17 protein-coding genes are annotated in these 19,529 nt (G+C 69.6%); 10 read left to right on the top strand and 7 right to left on the bottom strand.

Annotation, left to right across the window (positions count from 1 at the left end; all coding sequences use genetic code 11):
* Positions 1 to 50: 50 nt before the first annotated feature.
* Both ACZ4SA_RS12705 and ACZ4SA_RS12700 read right to left on the bottom strand, forming a co-directional pair.
* Positions 51 to 890: a glutamate ABC transporter substrate-binding protein gene (locus ACZ4SA_RS12705; protein WP_468273081.1), complete on the bottom strand. Its 840-nt coding sequence runs from the start codon at positions 888 to 890 to the stop codon at positions 51 to 53.
* Positions 891 to 942: 52 nt separating this feature from the next.
* Positions 943 to 1,728 (bottom strand): amino acid ABC transporter ATP-binding protein, encoded by a 786-nt coding sequence (locus ACZ4SA_RS12700; RefSeq protein WP_468273079.1) that lies wholly within the window; start codon positions 1,726 to 1,728, stop codon positions 943 to 945.
* Between the two features lie 300 nt (positions 1,729 to 2,028).
* Between ACZ4SA_RS12700 and ACZ4SA_RS12695 the strand changes: the two genes are divergently transcribed.
* Both ACZ4SA_RS12695 and ACZ4SA_RS12690 read left to right on the top strand, forming a co-directional pair.
* The gene (locus ACZ4SA_RS12695; RefSeq protein ID WP_468273077.1) at positions 2,029 to 2,736 is read left to right on the top strand and encodes a response regulator transcription factor; all 708 of its coding nucleotides are present in this window, start codon (positions 2,029 to 2,031) and stop codon (positions 2,734 to 2,736) included.
* Positions 2,737 to 2,751: 15 nt separating this feature from the next.
* Positions 2,752 to 4,146, top strand: coding sequence for a sensor histidine kinase (locus ACZ4SA_RS12690; RefSeq protein WP_468273074.1), 1,395 nt, complete (start codon positions 2,752 to 2,754; stop codon positions 4,144 to 4,146).
* 109 nt (positions 4,147 to 4,255) lie between these two features.
* Here the strand turns inward: ACZ4SA_RS12690 and ACZ4SA_RS12685 are convergent, their stop codons facing one another.
* Positions 4,256 to 5,263 carry a TAXI family TRAP transporter solute-binding subunit gene (locus tag ACZ4SA_RS12685; RefSeq protein ID WP_468273072.1) on the bottom strand — a complete coding sequence of 336 codons (1,008 nt, stop codon included), beginning with the start codon at positions 5,261 to 5,263 and terminating at the stop codon, positions 4,256 to 4,258.
* Positions 5,264 to 5,361: 98 nt separating this feature from the next.
* Here ACZ4SA_RS12685 and miaB point away from each other — a divergent pair, with 98 nt between their 5' ends.
* Together miaB and ACZ4SA_RS12675 are read left to right on the top strand one after the other, a co-directional pair.
* Positions 5,362 to 6,849, top strand: a complete 1,488-nt coding sequence (miaB, locus tag ACZ4SA_RS12680) for a tRNA (N6-isopentenyl adenosine(37)-C2)-methylthiotransferase MiaB (RefSeq protein ID WP_468273070.1) — start codon at positions 5,362 to 5,364, stop codon at positions 6,847 to 6,849.
* Between the two features lie 111 nt (positions 6,850 to 6,960).
* On the top strand, positions 6,961 to 7,674 hold the full coding sequence (locus ACZ4SA_RS12675) for a class III extradiol dioxygenase subunit B-like domain-containing protein (RefSeq protein WP_468273069.1): 714 nt from the start codon (positions 6,961 to 6,963) through the stop codon (positions 7,672 to 7,674).
* A 157-nt stretch (positions 7,675 to 7,831) separates the two neighbouring features.
* On the opposite strand, the gene ACZ4SA_RS12670 is transcribed toward ACZ4SA_RS12675, so the two are convergent.
* Positions 7,832 to 8,077, bottom strand: coding sequence for an antitoxin (locus tag ACZ4SA_RS12670; protein ID WP_468273066.1), 246 nt, complete (start codon positions 8,075 to 8,077; stop codon positions 7,832 to 7,834).
* Positions 8,078 to 8,102: 25 nt separating this feature from the next.
* Positions 8,103 to 8,288, bottom strand: a complete 186-nt coding sequence (locus ACZ4SA_RS12665; protein WP_468273064.1) for a gliding motility protein — start codon at positions 8,286 to 8,288, stop codon at positions 8,103 to 8,105.
* A gap of 298 nt (positions 8,289 to 8,586) precedes the next feature.
* On the opposite strand from ACZ4SA_RS12665, the gene miaA reads away from it, so the two are divergent.
* The 6 genes from miaA (at position 8,587) to hflX (ending at position 16,486) form a co-directional block, all read left to right on the top strand.
* The gene (gene miaA, locus ACZ4SA_RS12660; protein ID WP_468273062.1) at positions 8,587 to 9,525 is read left to right on the top strand and encodes a tRNA (adenosine(37)-N6)-dimethylallyltransferase MiaA; all 939 of its coding nucleotides are present in this window, start codon (positions 8,587 to 8,589) and stop codon (positions 9,523 to 9,525) included.
* A 106-nt stretch (positions 9,526 to 9,631) separates the two neighbouring features.
* Entirely contained in the window at positions 9,632 to 10,072 is a 441-nt protein-coding gene (locus ACZ4SA_RS12655; RefSeq protein WP_468273156.1) for a hypothetical protein, read from the top strand.
* A gap of 61 nt (positions 10,073 to 10,133) precedes the next feature.
* Positions 10,134 to 11,048 (top strand): diaminopimelate epimerase, encoded by a 915-nt coding sequence (gene dapF / locus ACZ4SA_RS12650; protein ID WP_468273059.1) that lies wholly within the window; start codon positions 10,134 to 10,136, stop codon positions 11,046 to 11,048.
* Between the two features lie 136 nt (positions 11,049 to 11,184).
* Positions 11,185 to 13,263 (top strand): RelA/SpoT family protein, encoded by a 2,079-nt coding sequence (locus ACZ4SA_RS12645; protein ID WP_468273056.1) that lies wholly within the window; start codon positions 11,185 to 11,187, stop codon positions 13,261 to 13,263.
* A 77-nt stretch (positions 13,264 to 13,340) separates the two neighbouring features.
* A complete protein-coding gene (locus tag ACZ4SA_RS12640) occupies positions 13,341 to 14,825 on the top strand; it encodes a M1 family metallopeptidase (protein ID WP_468273054.1) in 1,485 nt (494 codons plus the stop codon).
* A 170-nt stretch (positions 14,826 to 14,995) separates the two neighbouring features.
* Positions 14,996 to 16,486 carry a GTPase HflX gene (hflX, locus tag ACZ4SA_RS12635; protein WP_468273052.1) on the top strand — a complete coding sequence of 497 codons (1,491 nt, stop codon included), beginning with the start codon at positions 14,996 to 14,998 and terminating at the stop codon, positions 16,484 to 16,486.
* Positions 16,487 to 16,580: 94 nt separating this feature from the next.
* Here hflX and ACZ4SA_RS12630 read toward each other — a convergent pair whose 3' ends face one another.
* The gene (locus tag ACZ4SA_RS12630) at positions 16,581 to 17,750 is read right to left on the bottom strand and encodes a trypsin-like serine peptidase (RefSeq protein ID WP_468273048.1); all 1,170 of its coding nucleotides are present in this window, start codon (positions 17,748 to 17,750) and stop codon (positions 16,581 to 16,583) included.
* A gap of 305 nt (positions 17,751 to 18,055) precedes the next feature.
* A complete protein-coding gene (locus tag ACZ4SA_RS12625; protein WP_468273045.1) occupies positions 18,056 to 19,231 on the bottom strand; it encodes a trypsin-like serine peptidase in 1,176 nt (391 codons plus the stop codon).
* Positions 19,232 to 19,529: the final 298 nt, after the last annotated feature.

Below are 19,529 nucleotides of genomic sequence, written 5' to 3'. Positions count from 1 at the left end.
TGGGAGGGCCCGGCGCGCCGCCGTCAGCGGCGCGCCTCGTCAGCCCTGCTTCACTTGACGATGTTGCCGATCTTCGGGGCGGGCTCGTTCTGGTAGTTGGCCGGGCCGAAGTTGGTCTTCACGGCTTCGTCCCAGGCCTTGTCCTGGACCATCTTCTCAAGGGCGGCGTTGATCTTGTCGGTCATCTCCTTGTCGCCCTTCTTGACGCCGATGCCGTAGTTCTCGTTGCTCAGCTTCAAGCCGGCGAGCTTGAACTTGCCCTTGTACTGCGCCTGTGAGGCGTAACCGGCGAGAATCGAGTCGTCCGTGGTCAGCGCGTCGACGCGGCCGCTCTGGAGGGCGCTGAGGCACTGGGAGTACGTGGAGTACTTCTTCAGCTGGGCGTCGGGTGCGAAGTCCTTCTTCACGTTCTGCGCGGACGTGGAGCCGGTGACCGAGCAGAGCTTCTTGCCGTTGAGGTCGTCGCCCTTGCTGACGCTGTCGTCGGCGCGGATCAGCAGGTCCTGGTGGGCGAGCAGGTACGGGCCGGCGAAGTCGACCTTCTGCTTGCGCTCGTCGGTGATCGAGTACGTGGCCGCGATGAAGTCCACGTCGCCGCGGGCGAGCGCGGTCTCGCGGTCGGCGCTCTTCGTCTCCTTGAACTCGATGTCGCCCTCGGCGTATCCGAGCTCCTTGGCGACGTACTTGGCGACGTCGACGTCGAAGCCGGTGTACGACCCGTCCGGCGTCTGCAGGCCGAGGCCCGGCTGGTCGTACTTGATGCCGACCGTGATCTTCTTGCTGCCCGAGTCGCCCGAGCCGCTGTCCTTGCCGTCGGAGCCGCAGGCGGTGGCCGTGAGCGTGATCGCGAGGACGGCGGCCGAGGCGGCGGTGACCTTACGAAGCTTCATGATGACTTCCCTAGGGTTGGCGCGAAGTGTTGGATCGAGGTCGATCCAGAACTCAGTGGTGAAGGATCTTCGACAGGAAGTCCTTGGCCCGGTCGCTGCGCGGGTTGCTGAAGAACTCCTCGGGCGTGGCCTCTTCGACGATCTTGCCGTCGGCCATGAACACGACCCGGTTGGCGGCGGACCGGGCGAAGCCCATCTCGTGGGTGACGACGACCATTGTCATCCCGTCCCGCGCCAGCTGCTGCATGACCTCGAGGACCTCGTTGATCATCTCGGGGTCGAGGGCCGACGTCGGCTCGTCGAAGAGCATGACCTTGGGGTCCATCGCCAGCGCCCGCGCGATCGCCACGCGCTGCTGCTGACCGCCGGAGAGCTGTGCGGGGTACTTGTCGGCCTGCGCGCCGACGCCCACCCGGTCGAGCAGGGCGCGCGCCTTGGTCTCCGCGGCCTTCTTGTCCGCCTTGCGCACCTTGATCTGGCCGAGCGTCACATTCTCCAGCACGGTCTTGTGCGCGAAGAGGTTGAACGACTGGAAGACCATGCCGACGTCGGCGCGGAGTCTGGCGAGCTCCTTGCCCTCCTGGGGGAGCGGCTTGCCGTCGATCGTGATCGTGCCGGAGTCGGTCGTCTCCAGGCGGTTGATGGTGCGGCACAGCGTGGACTTACCGGAACCCGACGGCCCGATGACCACCACGACCTCGCCACGGGCGATGGTCAGGTCGATGTCCTGGAGCACGTGCAGTGCGCCGAAGTGCTTGTTCACGTTGTTCAGAACGACCAGGTCGCCCGCCGGGGGCTGCTCGCCCTCGGGGTTCTTGGTCACTGACACTTCGCTCATCGGCTTCTTAGCTCCATCCTCCTCGGTTGGTGAGGACCCTAATCACCCTGCGCGACCAGCGTCAGCACATCTGAGGGGAAATTGAGCATAACGATCCGGCCGCAACCGGACACTATGCGTGAAGAGGACGGTGATCGGCGATACCGGGTGGGTAACGGAACCCCGCGGCGGCCGGTTCGCTCTTGACTGCACGGGCGGCCATCGGCCTTGATGCCCTGGGTATGTTCGACCGGACTGCACTGGAACACCGAACGACCGCACGGTGAAATCCGCACGACCGCACCACCGGAGAGGGGGGCCATGAGACTGCTGCTCGTCGAGGACGACGACCATGTCGCCGCCGCCCTGTCCGCGGTACTGGCCAGGCACGGCTTCGAGGTGGTGCACGCCCGTAACGGCGAGGAGGCGCTGCGCGCGGTGCTGCCCGCGACCGCCCCCGCGAAGCCGCCCTTCGGCGTCGTGCTCCTGGACCTCGGCCTGCCCGACCAGGACGGTTACCAGGTGTGCGGGAAGATCAGGAAGCTCACTTCGACGCCCGTGATCATGGTGACCGCGCGCTCCGACGTCCGTTCCCGGATCCACGGGCTGAATCTCGGTGCCGACGACTACGTGGTCAAGCCGTACGACACCGGCGAGCTGCTCGCCCGGATCCATGCCGTCAGCCGGCGCACCGCGCCCGGTGAGGACGCCGCCGCGCCCGCTGCCGACGACGCCCTGCGGCTCGGGCCGGTGACCATCGAGCTGCCCACCCGCAGGGTCAGCGTGGACGGGACGGACGTGCAGCTCACCCGCAAGGAGTTCGACCTGCTGGCGCTGCTGGCCCAGCGCCCCGGAGTGGTCTTCCGCCGCGAGCAGATCATCAGTGAGGTGTGGCGGACCAGCTGGGAGGGCACCGGCCGCACGCTCGAGGTGCATGTGGCCTCCCTGCGCTCCAAACTCCGCATGCCCGCTCTCATCGAGACCGTGCGCGGCGTCGGCTACCGGCTGGTCGCACCCGCCGGGGCGTAAGGTCACTCGACTCCGGTGCGTACCCGACTTCTTCCGCTGCTCATCGTGCTCATGGCCGGTGTGCTGCTGGCGCTCGGCTTTCCGCTGGCCGTGAGCGTCGCCGCCGCACAGCAGCAGCGTGTCGTCGTCGACAGGATCGACGACACCGTGCGGTTCGCGGCGCTCGCCCAGTTCGTCGCCGACCAGGGTTCGACCCCCGACGAGCGGCGCTCCACGCTGCAGGAGCAGCTCGACCGCTATCAGGGCACGTACGGGATCCGGGTCGGCGTCTTCTACCGCAACGGCGACTCGATGGCGCGTGCTCCGCGCGACTGGTACGTGCCGGCGGACGGCGTGGGACGCGAGGCGTTCCAGGAGGCACTTACCGGCCGGCGCAGCGACGACCCGCCGCAGGTGTGGCCGTGGCAGCGCGGTGAGCGCCTTGTCGTCGCGTCGCCGGTCGTACGGGACGGGGACGTCGTCGCCGTCGTGTTCACGGACTCGCCCACCGACCAGCTGCGCTCGCGCGTCCTGCGGGGCTGGCTGCTGATCGCGGCCGGTGAAAGCGCCGCGATGCTCGTCGCCGTCGGCGCCGCCTTCCGTCTCACCGGGTGGGTGCTCAGGCCGGTGCGCATCCTGGACGCCGCCACCCACGGCATCGCCACCGGCCGGATGAACTCCCGTGTCGCGGCGTCGAGCGGACCGCCGGAACTGAGGCGGCTGGCCCGTTCGTTCAACGAGATGGCGGACAACGTCGAGGAAGTCCTGGAGCAACAGCGGGCGTTCGTCGCCGACGCCTCCCACCAACTGCGCAACCCGCTTGCCGCGCTGCTCCTGCGCATCGAGCTTCTCGCCCTCGAACTCCCCGAGGGGAACGCGGAGATCGCCTCCGTCCGCACCGAGGGCAAGCGTCTGGCCCAGGTGCTGGACGACCTCCTCGACCTGGCGCTGGCCGAGCACGCCTCCGCGGAGCTCCGGCTCACCGACATCGGTGAGCTCGCCGCGGAACGGGTCGCCGCATGGCGGCCGCTCGCCGACGAGAAGGGGGTCGCGCTGTCCTCCCGAGCCGCTGCGGTCACCGCCTGGGTGGACCCCGTAGCGCTTTCCAGCGCGCTGGACGCCGTGATCGACAATGCGCTCAAGTTCACCCCGCAGGGTGAAGAGGTCAGCGTCGAGGTCGCGTCGCAGGGCGACACGTCGACGGTGGTGATCACCGACCGCGGTCCTGGACTCACCGACGAGGAACTCACTCGTATCGGCGACCGGTTCTGGCGCAGCGGCCGCCACCAGAACGTGAAGGGTTCGGGGCTGGGCCTGTCCATCTCGAGGGCGCTGCTCATGGCGGGCGGCGGCTCCATCGCGTACGCGCATCACCGGCCGCGCGGCCTGCAGGTGACCGTCACGGTGCCGCGCACGTCGCCGGGGGAGTGAGGTGCCGCGTCCGTCTCCGGCAGCGTGGGGTGTTGCGTCTCCGCGAGCGTGACCGGGAGCGGCGGAGGGGCGCACCCGAGCCAGGCGAGACCCGGAAGCGGCGCCCGGCCTACGGTTTGACCGAGCGGTAGTAGCGCCGGGCGCCCTCGTGCAGCGGCAGGGGATCCGTGTAGACGGCCGTGCGGAGGTCCACGAGCTGGGCCGGGTGCACCGTGTGGCCGATGCGGTCCCGGCTGTTGATCACCGTGCGGGTGAAGCCCTCGGTCTGTGCGGCGCTCATCCGGTCCGTGGTGACCAGCAGGTTCGCCACGGCGACCGTTTCGACGCGCAGGCCGCCCTGGGCATGGGGGTAGGCGTCCGCGGGCATCACGGCGGAGCGGTAGTAGCTGGTCGGGTCGCCCGCGGCGTGCAGTTTCGCGACGAGAGCCGCCTCCAGCGGGACCAGCCGGATGCGGAACCGCTCGGACAGGTCCTGCACCGTCTTGGTGGGCAGGCCGCCCGACCAGAAGAACGCTTCGATCGTGCCGTTCTCCAGCTGCCCCGGCGCCACGTTGATGCCGGACGGAAGCGGTGAGATGTCCTGGGCGGGGTCGATCCCGGCGGCCTTCATCAGCCGGTCGGCGACCAGCCGTATGCCGGACCCGTCCTGGCCCACTCCCACCGTTCTGCCCCGCAGATCCTGCACCGATCTGATCGGCGAATCCCTGGGGACGACCAGCTGGACGTAGTCGTCGTACAGCCGTGCGCACCCGCGCAGCCGGTCTGCGCCCGCCAGCCCCGCCCGCTTGTACTTCGCGACGGCGTCGGCGGTGGCGATGGTGAAGTCGGCCTCTCCCGAAGCCACCCGCTCCAGATTCTCCTGGGACCCCTCGCTGGTGCGCAGATCGACAGCCAGGTCCGGCATGCCCCGCGCCAGGGCCTCCTTCAGCAGGACGCCGTACCGCTGGTAGACGCCGCTGTGCGATCCCGTACTCAGCGTCAGCTTCCCGCTGGGCGCCGACTGCCCGAACGGCAGCAGCCACCACAGCAGCAGCCCGAAGACCACCAGGGCGGCCGCCGACCCCCGCCGGGCACGGCGGCGGCCGAGGCGGGAAAGGGCCGGAAGCTCGGGAAGCATGCCGCGATCCTGCCAGCTCACTCCCTGTGAAGGCCAGGCCCGGGCTCCCGGAAGGCACGGGCGCCGGGCAGGGACGACCCCGTACCCTGGTGGGCGCGATGAGTGCGAAAACTTACGAGGTACGCACCTACGGGTGCCAGATGAACGTCCACGACTCCGAGCGGCTGTCGGGCCTGCTGGAGGGCGCTGGGTACGTCCGTGCGCCCGAGGGCGCGGACGGAGACGCCGATGTCGTCGTCTTCAACACCTGCGCGGTGCGGGAGAACGCCGACAACAAGCTGTACGGCAATCTCGGCCGGCTCGCGCCGATGAAGTCCAAGCGCCCGGGTATGCAGATCGCCGTCGGCGGCTGCCTGGCGCAGAAGGACCGCGACACCATCGTGACCAAGGCGCCGTGGGTCGACGTCGTCTTCGGTACGCACAACATCGGCAAGCTCCCGGTGCTGCTGGAGCGCGCCCGCGTCCAGGAGGAGGCGCAGGTCGAGATCGCGGAGTCGCTCGAGGCCTTCCCCTCCACGCTTCCGACCCGGCGCGAGTCGGCGTACGCGGCGTGGGTCTCCATCTCCGTGGGGTGCAACAACACCTGCACCTTCTGCATCGTGCCCGCTCTGCGCGGCAAGGAGAAGGACCGCAGGCCGGGGGACATCCTCGCCGAGATCGAGGCGCTCGTTGCCGAGGGCGTCAGCGAGATCACCCTGCTCGGGCAGAACGTCAACGCCTACGGCTCCGACATCGGCGACCGGGAAGCCTTCAGCAAGCTGCTGCGCGCCTGCGGGAACGTCGAGGGCCTGGAGCGGGTCCGCTTCACCTCGCCGCACCCGCGCGACTTCACGGACGACGTCATCGCGGCCATGGCGGAGACGCCGAACGTCATGCCGCAGCTCCACATGCCGCTGCAGTCCGGCTCCGACACGATCCTGAAGGCGATGCGGCGCTCGTACCGGCAGGAGCGCTTCCTCGGGATCATCGAGAAGGTGCGTGCGGCCATTCCGCATGCCGCCATCTCCACGGACATCATCGTCGGCTTCCCGGGCGAGACCGAGGAGGACTTCGAGCAGACCATGCACACGGTGCGTGAGGCCCGCTTCGCGAACGCCTTCACCTTCCAGTACTCCAAGCGCCCCGGTACCCCGGCGGCGACCATGGACGGCCAGATCCCCAAGGAGGTCGTCCAGGAGCGCTACATGCGCCTGGTCGCCCTGCAGGAGGAGATCTCCTGGGAGGAGAACAAGAAGCAGGTCGGACGCACCCTCGACGTCATGGTCGCCGAGGGAGAAGGCCGCAAGGACGGAGCGACGCACCGGCTCTCCGGCCGCGCCCCCGACAACCGTCTTGTCCACTTCACGAAGCCGGACACCGATGTGCGCCCCGGCGACGTCGTCAAGGTCGAGATCACCTACGCGGCACCGCACCACCTCCTGGCGGAAGGTGCCACGAAGTCCGTGCGTCACACCCGTGCCGGTGACGCGTGGGAGAAGCGCAACGGCGCGCAGGCCCCGCAGCCGGCCGGCGTGATGCTCGGGCTCCCCTCCGTGGGGGTACCCGCTCCGCTGCCTCCGGGGACGGGCGGCTGCGCGGCGGGCTGAACACCGCAAAGCCGAACGCCGCATGGGGGCGCACCGCGCGATCGGGGAGGGAGCCGGGCGTCCCGCCTGGTGACCGTCCCGTGGGAAACGTCGCCAGCTAGGCTGCGGATCATGCTCGTAGCCGCCGCCGTCTGCCCCTGCCCGCCGCTTCTCGTGCCCGAGGTCGCCTCCGGAGCGGCACCCGAACTCGACGCGGTCAGGGCCGCGTGCGCCGACGCGGTGGGCGTCCTTGCGGCCGCCCGGCCCGATCTGCTGGTCGTGATCGGGCCGGAGGACGAGGAGGGCACGGTCCCGCACGCCGCGGGTGCCACCGGCTCCTTCCGGGGCTTCGGCGTGGACCTCGGCGTACGGCTCGGTCAGGGGCCAGAGCTGGAGCAGGAGCGGGTGCTGCCGCCCGCACTGGCTGTCGGAGCCTGGCTGCTGGACCGCACCCGCTGGGCGGCAGCACCCGTCGAGGGGCTCGGTGTGGGAGAACGGCTCGCCGGGGACCGCTGTGCGGCGGCCGGACGCGAGCTTGCGGCCCGGGCGGAACGTGTCGCGCTGCTGGTGATGGGAGACGGCAGCGCCTGCCGCACGCTCAAGGCTCCCGGCTACCTGGACGAACGGGCGCCGGCCTTCGACCGGCAGGCAGCCGATGCACTCGGTGAGGCCGACGTCGAGGCTCTCAAGGACCTGGACGAGTCGTACGCCCGCGAGCTCAAGGTGTCGGGCCGCGCCTCGTGGCAGGTTCTCGCCGGCGCGGCCGAGGGCGCGGGACTGGCGGGCAGGCTCCTGCAGGAGGCCGCTCCGTACGGTGTCGGCTATTTTGTCGCAGCCTGGTCGTAGTGAGTGACCGCAATGTCTCGCCTCTGCCCGGACGTTGTCGGGGGCCGGGTGAGGCTTTGCGCACTCGACCTGGCCACGCCCGGATCCGGACAACGACGTACGGCCGCAGGGCATGTGTGCTCCACGGCCGTCCGCCGCTGAACCGGTCCGGCCGCTGTCAGCCGGCCGGCGGCGGCGTCGTCCCGCCGGTGCCGTCCTTGTGCGCGATACGGCCCAGGGCCTGCTTGGCCTTGTCGGCGCCCGTCTCGATCTTGTTTCTGTACTTGCCCTTGGTCTTGTGGTCGACCGTCCTGGCAGTTCGTTCCAGGCGGTGCCCGATCTTGTCCTCGTGCTGCTGGGCGAGGTGGGAGACCTTGTCCGTGACCGGGGCCAGTCTGGCCTTCAGGTTGTCCTTGAAGCCCATGGAACACCTTCCCTCGTCGCGGGACCTACTGACGGGCGCCTTCACCGGCCTCGCTGTCCGCCGCTTCCTCGGCCGACTGCTGCTTGGGGATCTCCACTCCCTCGACGGCAGCGCCGTCCTCGACGGGATCCGCGGTGACCTCGGCGGTGACTTCGGCCGTCGGTGCCGCGGGCTCCAGCTCCGCCGCGGTTTCCGCCGCGCCCTCGCTCACCTCGGGCTCCTGCGGCGAAGCTCCGGCAGCGGGCGCCGGTGCCGTAACCGCCTCGCCTGCTGCGGGAGCCTCCTCGGCCGCTGCGGGCTTACTGCGAAACCATGAGAAAACACCCATATCTACTCCATAGCCTACTCGTGTGGGCAAAGTCCCGCGTCGCCCGGAGCGTCCTCTTGCGTCGCACGCGGGCACCGGCTCGAAGCCGGCGCTCGGAACCTCGAAACAGGCAACGAACCGGATCCCCTCTCGTCACCTAGCTCGTTCGGGGAGATGCCGCCGTGTTTGCGAGACTGGGGCAGTGAGAAGTGCAGCTCCCGCACCGCGGGTCATCGCCGTCGTCGGTCCCACCGCAGCCGGAAAGTCCGATCTGGGAGTATTCCTCGCCCACCAACTCGACGGTGAAGTCGTCAACGCCGATTCCATGCAGCTCTACCGGGGGATGGACATCGGCACCGCCAAGCTGACGACGCAGGAGCGCGGCGGCGTGCCGCACCAGCTGCTCGACATCTGGGACGTCACACAGACCGCGAGCGTCGCCGAGTACCAGAAGCTGGCGCGGGCGGAGATCGACCGGCTGCTCGCTCAGGGCCGTACGCCCGTGCTCGTCGGCGGGTCCGGGCTCTATGTGCGTGGCGCGATCGATGCGCTCGAGTTCCCGGGGACCGACCCCGAGGTGCGTGCCCGCCTGGAGGAGGAGCTGACCCTTCGCGGTCCCGGTGCTCTGCACGCCCGACTGGCCGCGGCAGATCCCGAGGCAGGCAGGGCGATCCTGCCGAGCAACGGCCGCCGGATCGTCCGGGCCCTCGAGGTCATCGAGATCACCGGCAAGCCCTTCACCGCCAACCTGCCCGGCCACGACGCCGTCTATGACACCGTCCAGATCGGCGTCGACGTCGCCCGGCCCGAACTCGATGAACGCATTGCGGTACGGGTCGACCGCATGTGGGAGGCAGGCCTCGTCGACGAAGTGCGCGCGCTCGAAGCCCAGGGGCTCCGCGAGGGGCGCACGGCCTCCCGTGCCCTCGGCTACCAGCAGGTGCTCACGTCGCTCGCGGGGGAGTGCACGGAAAAGGAGGCGCGCGACGAGACCGTACGCGCGACCAAGCGCTTCGCGCGCCGTCAGGACTCGTGGTTCCGGCGTGACCCGAGGGTCCACTGGCTGAGCGGCGCCGCCGACGACAGGGCGGAACTTCCGCATCGTGCGCTGGCGTTGGTCGAACGAGCGGTCACAGCCTGATCACGTGATGGCATCGGGACGCTCCGCCTGTCATTCCGGCCCCCGGGAGCGTGCCATCATCGAGCATCGATCGACAGTTGAGTCCGAGTTGGGAGGGCACGTGGCGATGGAGGCCGGCCCTCGCGACACGGAACGGCAACGGCGGGATGCGGCGGACGGTACGTCCGGCCTCAGCCCGGACGGGCCCGACGAGCAGGACGTGCTCGCGGACGAGGTCGAGGTCGAACTGCGTCCGCCCCGACGGCTCCGGATCTGGCAGCTCGCACCGATCGTCGTCCTCGCCGCCATCGGCTCGTTGATGTTCGCCTTCCCGCTTGCCTTCGGAACCGGCGACGGCGGGGCGGTCGTCGCCATGCTGGGGCTCTTGATCAGCTGCTGCGCCGCGGGCTGGGGTGTCATGGCCGCCCGTCGCGTCGGACACACCTGGCCCGGCCTGCCCTCGCGCGGCTCCGGTGAGCGTCCCGACTGGCGTGTGCTCGCGCTGTACGTGGGTGTCGCCGCGGTGCTCGTCGCACTCGCCGTATGGCGGGTCGCCCGGCTGCGGTGAAGCAGGCCGGGAGCGCCGGCCCGGACACCCGTTCCGGGCGCTGTCGGACGGTCCTCGTACGATGGGGGACGTGAGCACCTCGCAGACCTCGCCGATCCCCTTCCTCAAGGGTCACGGGACCGAGAACGACTTCGTGATCGTCCCCGATCCGGACAACGCCGTCGACCTGTCCGCGTCGACCGTCGCCCGGCTGTGCGACCGCCGGGCCGGTATCGGCGGTGACGGGCTGCTGCACGTGGTGCGCTCAGAGGCGCACCCGGACGCCCGCCACATGGCCGCAGAGGCCGAGTGGTTCATGGACTACCGCAACGCGGACGGTTCGACCGTCGAGATGTGCGGCAACGGCGTCCGTGTGTTCGCCCGCTATCTCCAGCGCGCGGGCCACGTCGAGGCCGGTGACCTGGCCGTTGCCACCCGGGGTGGGGTCAAGCGGGTCCACATCGCCAAAGCCGTTTCGGGCAGCGGCTCCGACGCGGCCGACATCACCGTCTCCATGGGGCGCGCGGTGCTTCCTGCCGACGGCGTCACCGTCTCCGTAGGCGACCGTAGCTGGCCCGCCAGGAACGTGAACATGGGCAACCCCCACGCGGTCGCCTTCGTCGAGGAACTGGACCACGCCGGGGACCTGCTGGCCACGCCACCGTTCACCCCGGCGTCGGTCTACCCGCACGGGGTCAACGTGGAGTTCGTCGTCGACCGCGGTGAGCGCCACGTCGCCATGCGGGTGCACGAGCGCGGCTCCGGCGAGACCCGGTCCTGCGGTACGGGCGCCTGCGCCGTGGCCGTCGCCGCCGCGCGCCGCGACGGTGTGGATCCGGCCGCCACCGGAACTCCCGTCACCTACACGGTCGATCTGCCCGGCGGCCGTCTCCTCATCACGGAGCGGCCCGACGGCGACATCGAGATGACCGGAGCCGCTGTGATTGTCGCCGAGGGGTACATCGAGCCCGCTCTCCTCGAAACCGTGACCGCATAGCGCTTCGCTCGAATGGGTGATCCGTTTCACGCTGAGCGAGAGGCGGACTGCGCCACGTGGTGGGCTCGGTAGCATCAAGCACCGGCCGGAAGGCACGCCAGTCTTCCATCGCCGGTCGAAGCTGCCGGAGGTGCCCATGAGCGCAGAGGCCACCAACCCAGGTGCCCACAGCCGCAGGCGCGGCCGAGCCAGGATCGACCTCCGCCGACTGGGCCGCGCCGCCCTGCTGGGCCCGGCGGCCCGCGACCGCCTGCCGGACGCGATCGGCCATGTCGCGGAGGCGCATCGGGCCCATTACCCCGACGCCGATCTTGCCACGCTGCACAAGGCGTATGTGCTGGCGGAGTCCTCCCATCGCGGGCAGTTCCGCAAGAGCGGCGAGCCCTACATCACGCACCCGCTCGCCGTGACCCTGATCCTGGCCGAACTGGGCGCGGAGACCACGACCCTGACCGCGTCCCTCCTCCACGACACCGTGGAGGACACCGCGGTGACGCTCGATCAGGTGAGCGAGGAGTTCGGTACCGAGGTCAGCTATCTCGTGGACGGTGTCACCAAACTGGAGAAGGTCGACTACGGGGCAGCCGCCGAACCGGAGACCTTCCGCAAGATGCTCGTGGCCACCGGCAACGACGTCCGCGTGATGTCGATCAAACTCGCCGACCGGCTGCACAACATGCGCACCCTTGGCGTGATGCGGCCCGAGAAACAGGCCCGCATCGCCAGGGTCACCCGCGACGTCCTCATCCCGCTCGCCGAACGGCTCGGCGTCCAGGCGCTCAAGACCGAGCTGGAGGACCTCGTCTTCGCCATCCTCCACCCCGAAGAATACGATCGCACCCGCATCCTCATCGCCGAGAACTCGGACGCCTGCAACGCCCTCGCCGCCATCGCGGACGACTTCCGTGCCGCACTGCGCGAGGCGGACATCAATGCAGAAGTACTCATCAGACCGAGGCACTTCGTCTCAGTTCACCGGGTCCGCCTCAAAAGGTCGGAGCTGCGCAGCACCGACTTCGGCCGGCTGCTGATCCTCGTCGCCGAGGACGCCGACTGCTATGCCGTGCTCGGCGAACTGCACACGTGCTTCACCCCGGTGATCTCCGAGTTCAAGGACTTCATCGCAGCCCCCAAGTTCAACCTGTACCAGTCCCTGCACACGGCCGTCGCCGGACCGGACGGCGCGGTCGCCGAAGTCCTCATCCGTACGCACCAGATGCACAAGGTGGCCGAGGCCGGCGTGGTCGCGCTGGGCAACCCGTACGTGCCCGTCGAGGGCGCGGAGCCCGCCGACGGGGAGCGTGCCGACCCGACCAGGCCCGGCTGGCTGTCCCGGCTGCTGGAGTGGCAGCAGTCCACCCCCGATCCCGACACGTTCTGGACCTCCCTTCGCGCCGACCTGGCGCAGGACAAGGAGATCACCGTCTTCCGCGCGGACGGCCGCGCACTCGGGCTGCCGGCGGGAGCGAGCTGCGTCGACGCCGCCTACGCGCAGTACGGCGACGAGGCCCACTCCTGCATCGGTGCGCGCGTCAACGGCCGTCTCGCGACCATGAGCACGGTCCTCGGCGATGGTGACACCGTGCATCTGCTGCTCGCCCAGGACAGCTCCTCCGGACCGTCCCCGGAATGGCTGGACCATGCCCGTACACCTGCCGCGCGCATCGCCATCACCAGCTGGCTCGACGCACATCCGGAGGGCGTCGCGGCACCCTCCGCCGCTCCTCGCCGACCGGCGCCGCTCACCGCGGGCCGGCCCGTGTCGGCGAACGCCGTGGTGGATCTGCCGGAGGCGACGGTACGGCTCGCGGGCTGCTGCACGCCCGTACCGCCGGACGCGGTCACCGGGTTCGCGGTGCGCGGCAACGCCGTGACCGTCCACCGGGAGATGTGCCCCGCCGTGGCGCGTATGACGAGCGTGGGGCGCGAACCGGTCCCGGTACGCTGGGGCGACGCGCCCGAGTGCCGGGTCACGCTGATTGCCGAGTCGTTCGGCCGCCCCCGCCTCCTTGCCGACCTCACCGAAGTCATTGCCGGCGAAGGCGCCGCGATCGTCTCGGCAACCGTCGAGCCTCCGGCCCAGCAGCGGGTACGCCACACGTACACGCTTCAATTGCCCGACGCGGCCGGGCTTCCCGCCCTGATGCGCGCCATGCGCAACGTCCCCGGGGTGTACGACGTGAGCCGCGCCCAGCATCCGGCGGCCACCACCTGACCTCGTTCGGGTGGGTGCGCCGTCCGGCGGCGCGTGCCGCCATGGTCATCGCGGAGCGCGCTGGTAGCCGTAGGGCCATGCTGCACACCTCAAGGCGTCGACTGCGTGCCCTCCTGCTGGCCGCCGCGTCGGCCACCCTCGTTGCCGCTGCCCTTCCCTCGCCGGAACCGCTCGGCATCGGCGACAGGCTCTTCCCCGAACTGGGCAATCCCGGTTACGACGTTCTCGAATACGACATCACCCTCACCTACGAGGGGCGCAATGACAAGCCTCTGGAAGCCGTCACGAAGATCGACGCCTATGCGACGCGTGGCCTCGACCGGGTCAACCTCGACTTCACCCATGGCACCGTCCGCTCGGTCTTGGTGAACCACACACCCGCCGACTTCGCCGTGGCCGGCGAGGACCTGGTCATCGACCCCCCGGCGAACATTCCCCCGAACTCGCGGATGGAGATCGCCGTCACCCACACCAGCGACCCGCGCGGCCCCAAGGGCGCGGGCGGCTGGGTACGGACCGGCGACGGCCTGGTGATGGCCAATCAGGCGGACGCCGCCCACCGCGTCTTCCCGTCCAACGACCACCCCTCCGACAAGGCGTACTTCACCTTCCGTGTCACCGCGCCGCAGAACATCACCGTGGTGGCCAACGGCCGCAGGGTGGCCAAGGCGGAGGTCGGCGAGAAGGCCTCATGGGTGTACCGCACCGGTCACCCCATGGCCACCGAACTGGCCCAGATCGCCATGGGCCGTTCCACCGTCGTGGAACGCCGCGGCCCGCACGGGCTGGCCCTGCGAGACGTCGTGCCCACCGCGGACCGCGACGAGCTGGAGCCCTGGCTGAAGAAGACTCCCGACCACATCACATGGATGGAGGAGAAAGCCGGCCGCTATCCGTTCGAGACGTACGGCGTATTGATCGCCGACGCCGACACGGGATTCCAGCTGGAGACGCAGACCCTGTCGCTGTTCGAGCGCTCCCTGTTCACCAAGGGCGCCTACCCGGAGTGGTACGTGGACTCGATCATGGTGCACGAACTGGCCCACCAGTGGTTCGGCGACAGCGTCACCCCCCGCAGCTGGTCCGACCTGTGGCTGAACGAGGGTCACGCCAGCTGGTACGAGGCGCTGTACGCCCACGAGAAGGGCAAGCAGCCGCTGGAGACACACATGCGCGAGGCGTACGGGCACTCCGACGGCTGGCGGGCGGCGGGCGGACCGCCGGCAGCCCCCAAGGCACCCGTCCCGGGACAGCAGCTCAGCATCTTCCGGCCCGTGGTCTACGACGGCAGCGCACTGGTCCTCTACGCGCTGCGCCAGGAGATCGGCAGGACCGCCTTCGAGAGCCTGGAGCGCGCATGGGTGCAGGAACACCGGGACGCGACGGCAAGCACCGAGGACTTCACGCGACTGGCATCGAGCGTCGCGGGGCGTGACCTCTCGACGTTCTTCAAGGCGTGGCTGTACGGCAAGAAGACACCGCCGATGCCCGGCCACCCCGACTGGCGCAGCCGGCCCGTCGAGGACCGCAAGGAAAAGGCCGGGAAGTCCTCGAGCCGCTGAAAATCGTGGTGACGGTCCCGGTGCCCGCGTGCGACCATCAGCGGGTCGGCGCCGCTGCCGGGACCGGGCCCCCGAGGGAATCTTCCGGGACCGTCACGCGTTGACCCATCTACCGGAGCATCCGCGCGTGAATCCCGTCGCGCCGCTCTTCACATCTACGTAAGGATCCAATGACCTCCTCTTCATCCCCTTCCCAGGAACAGCAGAGCTTCGCGGACACGCGCACAGAGAGCCTTCGGGCCGATGCCCTGATGGAAGAGGACGTCGCCTGGAGCTACGAGATCGACACAGAGCGGGACGGCGATCAGTTCGACCGCTCCGAGCGCGCCGCCCTGCGGCGCGTGGCAGGCCTTTCCACCGAGCTCGAAGACGTCACCGAGGTCGAGTACCGGCAGCTGCGCCTGGAGCGCGTCGTGCTGGTCGGTGTCTGGACCACGGGGACCGTGCAGGACGCAGAGAACTCCCTCGCGGAGCTCGCGGCCCTCGCGGAGACAGCGGGCGCCTTGGTGCTCGACGGCGTCATCCAGCGCCGCGACAAGCCGGACCCGGCCACCTATATCGGCTCGGGCAAGGCGCAGGAGCTGCGTGACATCGTGCTCGAGTCCGGGGCCGACACCGTCGTCTGCGACGGTGAGCTCAGCCCCGGTCAGCTGATCCACCTCGAGGATGTCGTCAAGGTCAAGGTGGTCGACCGCACCGCCCTGATCCTCGACATCTTCGCCCAGCACGCCAAGTCCCGAGAGGGCAAGGCGCAGGTCGCGCTGGCGCAGATGCAGTACATGCTGCCCAGGCTCCGCGGCTGGGGTCAGTCGCTGTCCCGGCAGATGGGCGGCGGCGGCGGTGGCGGCATGGCCACGCGTGGTCCCGGTGAGACCAAGATCGAGACGGACCGGCGACGGATCCGCGAGAAGATGGCGAAGATGCGCCGTGAGATCGCGGAGATGAAGACCGGCCGCGACATCAAGCGTCAGGAGCGCCGCCGCAACAAGGTGCCTTCGGTCGCCATCGCCGGTTACACCAACGCCGGCAAGTCGTCCCTGCTCAACCGTCTCACCGGCGCCGGTGTCCTGGTGGAGAACGCGCTGTTCGCCACCCTGGACCCGACCGTCCGGCGGGCGGAGACGCCGAGCGGCCGGCTCTACACCCTGGCCGACACCGTCGGCTTCGTACGGCACCTGCCGCACCACCTCGTCGAGGCCTTCCGTTCCACGATGGAGGAGGTCGGGGACTCCGACCTGATCCTGCACGTGGTCGACGGGTCGCACCCGGCGCCGGAGGAGCAGCTGACCGCCGTGCGCGAGGTGATCCGCGACGTGGGCGCCTTGGACGTGCCCGAGATCGTGGTGATCAACAAGGCGGACGCGGCAGATCCGCTCGTGCTGCAGCGGCTGCTGCGCATTGAGCGGCATGCGATCGCGGTGTCCGCTCGGACCGGCGCGGGCCTCGACGAGCTTCTGCAGCTGATCGACACCGAGCTGCCGAGGCCGCAGATCGAGATCGAGGCGCTCGTGCCCTACACCGAGGGCGGGCTGGTCTCGCGGGTGCACGCCGACGGCGAGGTGATCTCCGAGGAGCACACCACGGAGGGCACACTGCTCAAGGCGCGGGTGCACGAGGAGCTGGCCTCGGCCCTGTCTCCCTACGTGCCCGCGGCGCACTGACGCCGACCGCGTCCGTTCCCGACCGAATGCGGCGAAAGGCCCGTCCCCTTCCGGGGGCGGGCCTTTCGCCGTGTGCTCGTCCGGGTCGGCGCGCTTACCGACCGGCGAACTTGTCGCTCATCATCGTGTATATCTGCTCGGCGCCCTCGTCCAGCCGCGGACCCGCCAGCCAACCCGCAGTGACCGGGCCGATGGACGTGTTGGACACGAGTGCCAGCTTTCCGCCGGGCTGCTCGGCGAACCAGCCGCCGCCGGAGGAACCGCCGGTCATGGTGCAGCCGATGCGCCACATCGTCGGCGTGCCCGGAGCGATGGAGAGCCGTCCGGGACGGTCCACGCACTTGTGCATGAGCGCTCCGTCGTACGGTGGGGCGGCCGGGTAGCCCCAGGCGCCCATGGCGCTGATGTTCTTCGCTTCGGGAGCGTCGAAGTCGATGTCGAGGGCGACACCGACGGTCTCCTCGAGGGACTTGGTGCCCTTCTCCGGCTTCACGTGCATCACGGCGTAGTCGTACGGTGCTCCGGTGCCACCCGTGGGGCCGCCCTCGTCGATCCACTCGCCCGACGTCGCGACCCAGTCGGCCCAGTAGACGCCGTACGGGGCGATCTCGTGCGGCTGTGCACTCTCCAGCGCGGCCGGGGACTTGCCCTGGTCGTTGTAGGCGGGGACGAAGGCGATGTTGCGGTACCAGCCGCCCGCCTTGCCCGCGTGGACGCAGTGGCCCGCAGTCCACACCATGTTGGACTTGCCCGGGTTCTTCGGGTCCTTGACGACGGTGGCGGAGCAGACCATCGAGCCCTCGGGGGCGTCGAAGAAGACCTTGCCGACCGGGGCCGCGTTCTTGTGGTACGGCTTCTTCTCCGGCTCGGCCTGGACCGGGCGCGGCTCCGGGTCGGTGACGTCCCGGTTGCCCGAGATGTCGCCGGCCGCCATCGTCTTCGCCGGGGCCTTGGCCGTGGTCATCCGCTCGGGCTTCCACAGGCCCTCGATCACCGGATTGACGAAGTCCTGGGCCTCACGCAGCCACTTGTCCTTGTCCCAGTTCTTCCACTCGCCGTTCTTCCACTTCTCCGGGTCGACACCGTGCTCCTTGAGCTTGTCGGCCAGGTCCGCGGGAAGGGCGGCGTCAGCGTTGTCCGTGCCGGGGCTGGACGCGGCCGGCTTGTCGTTGGCGCTGTTCTCGCTCGGGCCGCAGGCTGTCGCCGTGAGGGCGAGAGCCGAGACAAGACCGGCGGCGGCCAGCAACGGACGTATGGATGGCATGAGAACGATTCCCCCTGAAGTGCTTCACGTACTTTCAACACGTGCCAGGAACGTGCTCCACCCGTGCGCGCTGTGCGCCACGGCGATACACGGCTCCGGTGATTTGCCATGAACGTGTCATGGCAAAAGGCGGCCACCCGGGCCGCCTCGCGTGCGGCACCACTCTAAGCCGATGGGCAGAGGATCGGCCGACTCGGGCCCCCAACTGCACGGAGTCTCCACGAGGATGAAGAACAGGGGCCCCGGCCGATCCGCCGAAGGCCCCTGCCGCAATCACTCGCTGCGGACGCCGGGCGCCCGAAGTCCTACTGACCCGCGAACTTCTTGCTCACCGCGTTGTAGACGCCCTCGGCTTCCTTGCCGAGTCGCGGACCGGCCAGCCAGCCGGCCGTCACCGGGCCGATGGAGGTGTTGGACACCAGGGCGGGCTTGCCGTCCTGGCCCTGGGCGACCCAGCCGCCGCCGGACGAACCGCCGGTCATGGTGCAGCCGACGCGGTACATCGTCGGCTCCCCGGCCTTGAGGGAAAGGCGGCCCGGCTTGTCGGCGCACTGGAAGAGCTTCTGGCCGTCGTACGGCGGAGCGGCGGGGTAGCCGGTGGCCGTCATGTTCGCGATCTCCGGCACGGCCGGGGCGTTGAAGTCGACCGGCAGGGCCGTACCGACCGTCTCCTCCAGCGACTTGCCCGTGCTGCCCTTCTCCGGGGTCACATGAATGACGGCGAAGTCGTACGGCGCGCCCTGGCCGCCGGTCGCGGCGCCCTGGGAGATCCACTGGTCGGAGGTCTGAGCCCAGTCGCCCCACCAGACGCCGTAGGGAGCGATCTCCTCCTTCGGGGCCTTCTCCAGCTCGGAGGTCTCCTTGGCCCCGTCGTTGTACGACGGGACGAAGGCGATGTTGCGGTACCAGCCGCCGCTCTTGCCGGCGTGCACGCAGTGGCCGGCGGTCCACACCATGTTGGACTTACCGGGGTTGGCGGGGTCCTTCACCACCGTCGCCGAGCAGACCATCGAACCCTGCGGACCGTCGAAGAAGACCTTACCGGCCTCTGCGGCGTTCGCGTGGTACGGCGCCTTCACGGCCTGCGCGTCGACCGGGGCCGGCGTGGGGTCGGTGACTCCCTCGTCGCCCGAGATGTCGTTGTCGACGGGCTTCTCCGGCGGCTTCTCGGCGTCCCGCATCCGGTCCGGGTCCCACAGGTCCTCGATGATGGGATTGACGAAGTCCTGGGCCTCACGCAGCCACTTGTCCTTGTCCCAGTTCTTCCACTCGCCGTTCTTCCACTTGTCCAGGTCGATCCCGCGCTCCTTGAGCCGGTCCTTGAGATCGTCCGGGATGGTGATCTTGTCATTGGACGACTGGCTCGCGGGAGCACTCGGTTTGTCGCCTGCGTTGTCCTCGCTCGGGCCGCAGGCGGTGGCAGCCAGCGCGAGCACAGCGGCCATCGAGGCCGCTGCCAGCGTCGGGCGAATGGGTCGCATCTCTTGATCCCCCTGGGACTTCGGTGCTGCTGAACTGATGAACTGTGGGAATTGTGCAGGAACTTATGGAACGAGCAAGTTTCCTGCCCGCACCGCTGGACCTCGGAGCCGGGTGCGGCCCCCCACTATGCCGGTGCCGGTGGGGACGGCATGCAGCAGGTCGGCGGTTCCCCGGCCGCAAGGATCTTCCGATTGCCCGTGATCCCCGGCTCTCCGCGTCGTTGGTATGTGCGGGGACACAAGGACAGCGTTCAATGCCGGTGCGCAGCACAGAAGTTCCGTACCGATGTGCAACGCA

It is taken from the genome of Streptomyces sp. NPDC027962 (assembly GCF_055566095.1).
Note: the sequence above shows the minus strand (reverse complement) of the source record. Positions and strands in the feature narration are given on the sequence as shown.

Excerpts from the sequence above, each read along its gene's own strand:
- ACZ4SA_RS12705 (WP_468273081.1), bottom strand. The coding sequence starts at position 890 with ATGAAGCTTCGTAAGGTCACCGCCGCCTCGGCCGCCGTCCTCGCGATC.
- ACZ4SA_RS12700 (WP_468273079.1), bottom strand. The coding sequence starts at position 1,728 with ATGAGCGAAGTGTCAGTGACCAAGAACCCCGAGGGCGAGCAGCCCCCG.
- ACZ4SA_RS12695 (WP_468273077.1), top strand. The coding sequence starts at position 2,029 with ATGAGACTGCTGCTCGTCGAGGACGACGACCATGTCGCCGCCGCCCTG.
- ACZ4SA_RS12685 (WP_468273072.1), bottom strand. The coding sequence starts at position 5,263 with ATGCTTCCCGAGCTTCCGGCCCTTTCCCGCCTCGGCCGCCGCCGTGCC.
- miaB (WP_468273070.1), top strand. The coding sequence starts at position 5,362 with ATGAGTGCGAAAACTTACGAGGTACGCACCTACGGGTGCCAGATGAAC.
- ACZ4SA_RS12675 (WP_468273069.1), top strand. The coding sequence starts at position 6,961 with ATGCTCGTAGCCGCCGCCGTCTGCCCCTGCCCGCCGCTTCTCGTGCCC.
- ACZ4SA_RS12670 (WP_468273066.1), bottom strand. The coding sequence starts at position 8,077 with ATGGGCTTCAAGGACAACCTGAAGGCCAGACTGGCCCCGGTCACGGAC.
- ACZ4SA_RS12655 (WP_468273156.1), top strand. The coding sequence starts at position 9,632 with ATGGAGGCCGGCCCTCGCGACACGGAACGGCAACGGCGGGATGCGGCG.
- dapF (WP_468273059.1), top strand. The coding sequence starts at position 10,134 with ATGGGGGACGTGAGCACCTCGCAGACCTCGCCGATCCCCTTCCTCAAG.
- ACZ4SA_RS12645 (WP_468273056.1), top strand. The coding sequence starts at position 11,185 with ATGAGCGCAGAGGCCACCAACCCAGGTGCCCACAGCCGCAGGCGCGGC.
- ACZ4SA_RS12640 (WP_468273054.1), top strand. The coding sequence starts at position 13,341 with ATGCTGCACACCTCAAGGCGTCGACTGCGTGCCCTCCTGCTGGCCGCC.
- hflX (WP_468273052.1), top strand. The coding sequence starts at position 14,996 with ATGACCTCCTCTTCATCCCCTTCCCAGGAACAGCAGAGCTTCGCGGAC.
- ACZ4SA_RS12630 (WP_468273048.1), bottom strand. The coding sequence starts at position 17,750 with ATGCCATCCATACGTCCGTTGCTGGCCGCCGCCGGTCTTGTCTCGGCT.
- ACZ4SA_RS12625 (WP_468273045.1), bottom strand. The coding sequence starts at position 19,231 with ATGCGACCCATTCGCCCGACGCTGGCAGCGGCCTCGATGGCCGCTGTG.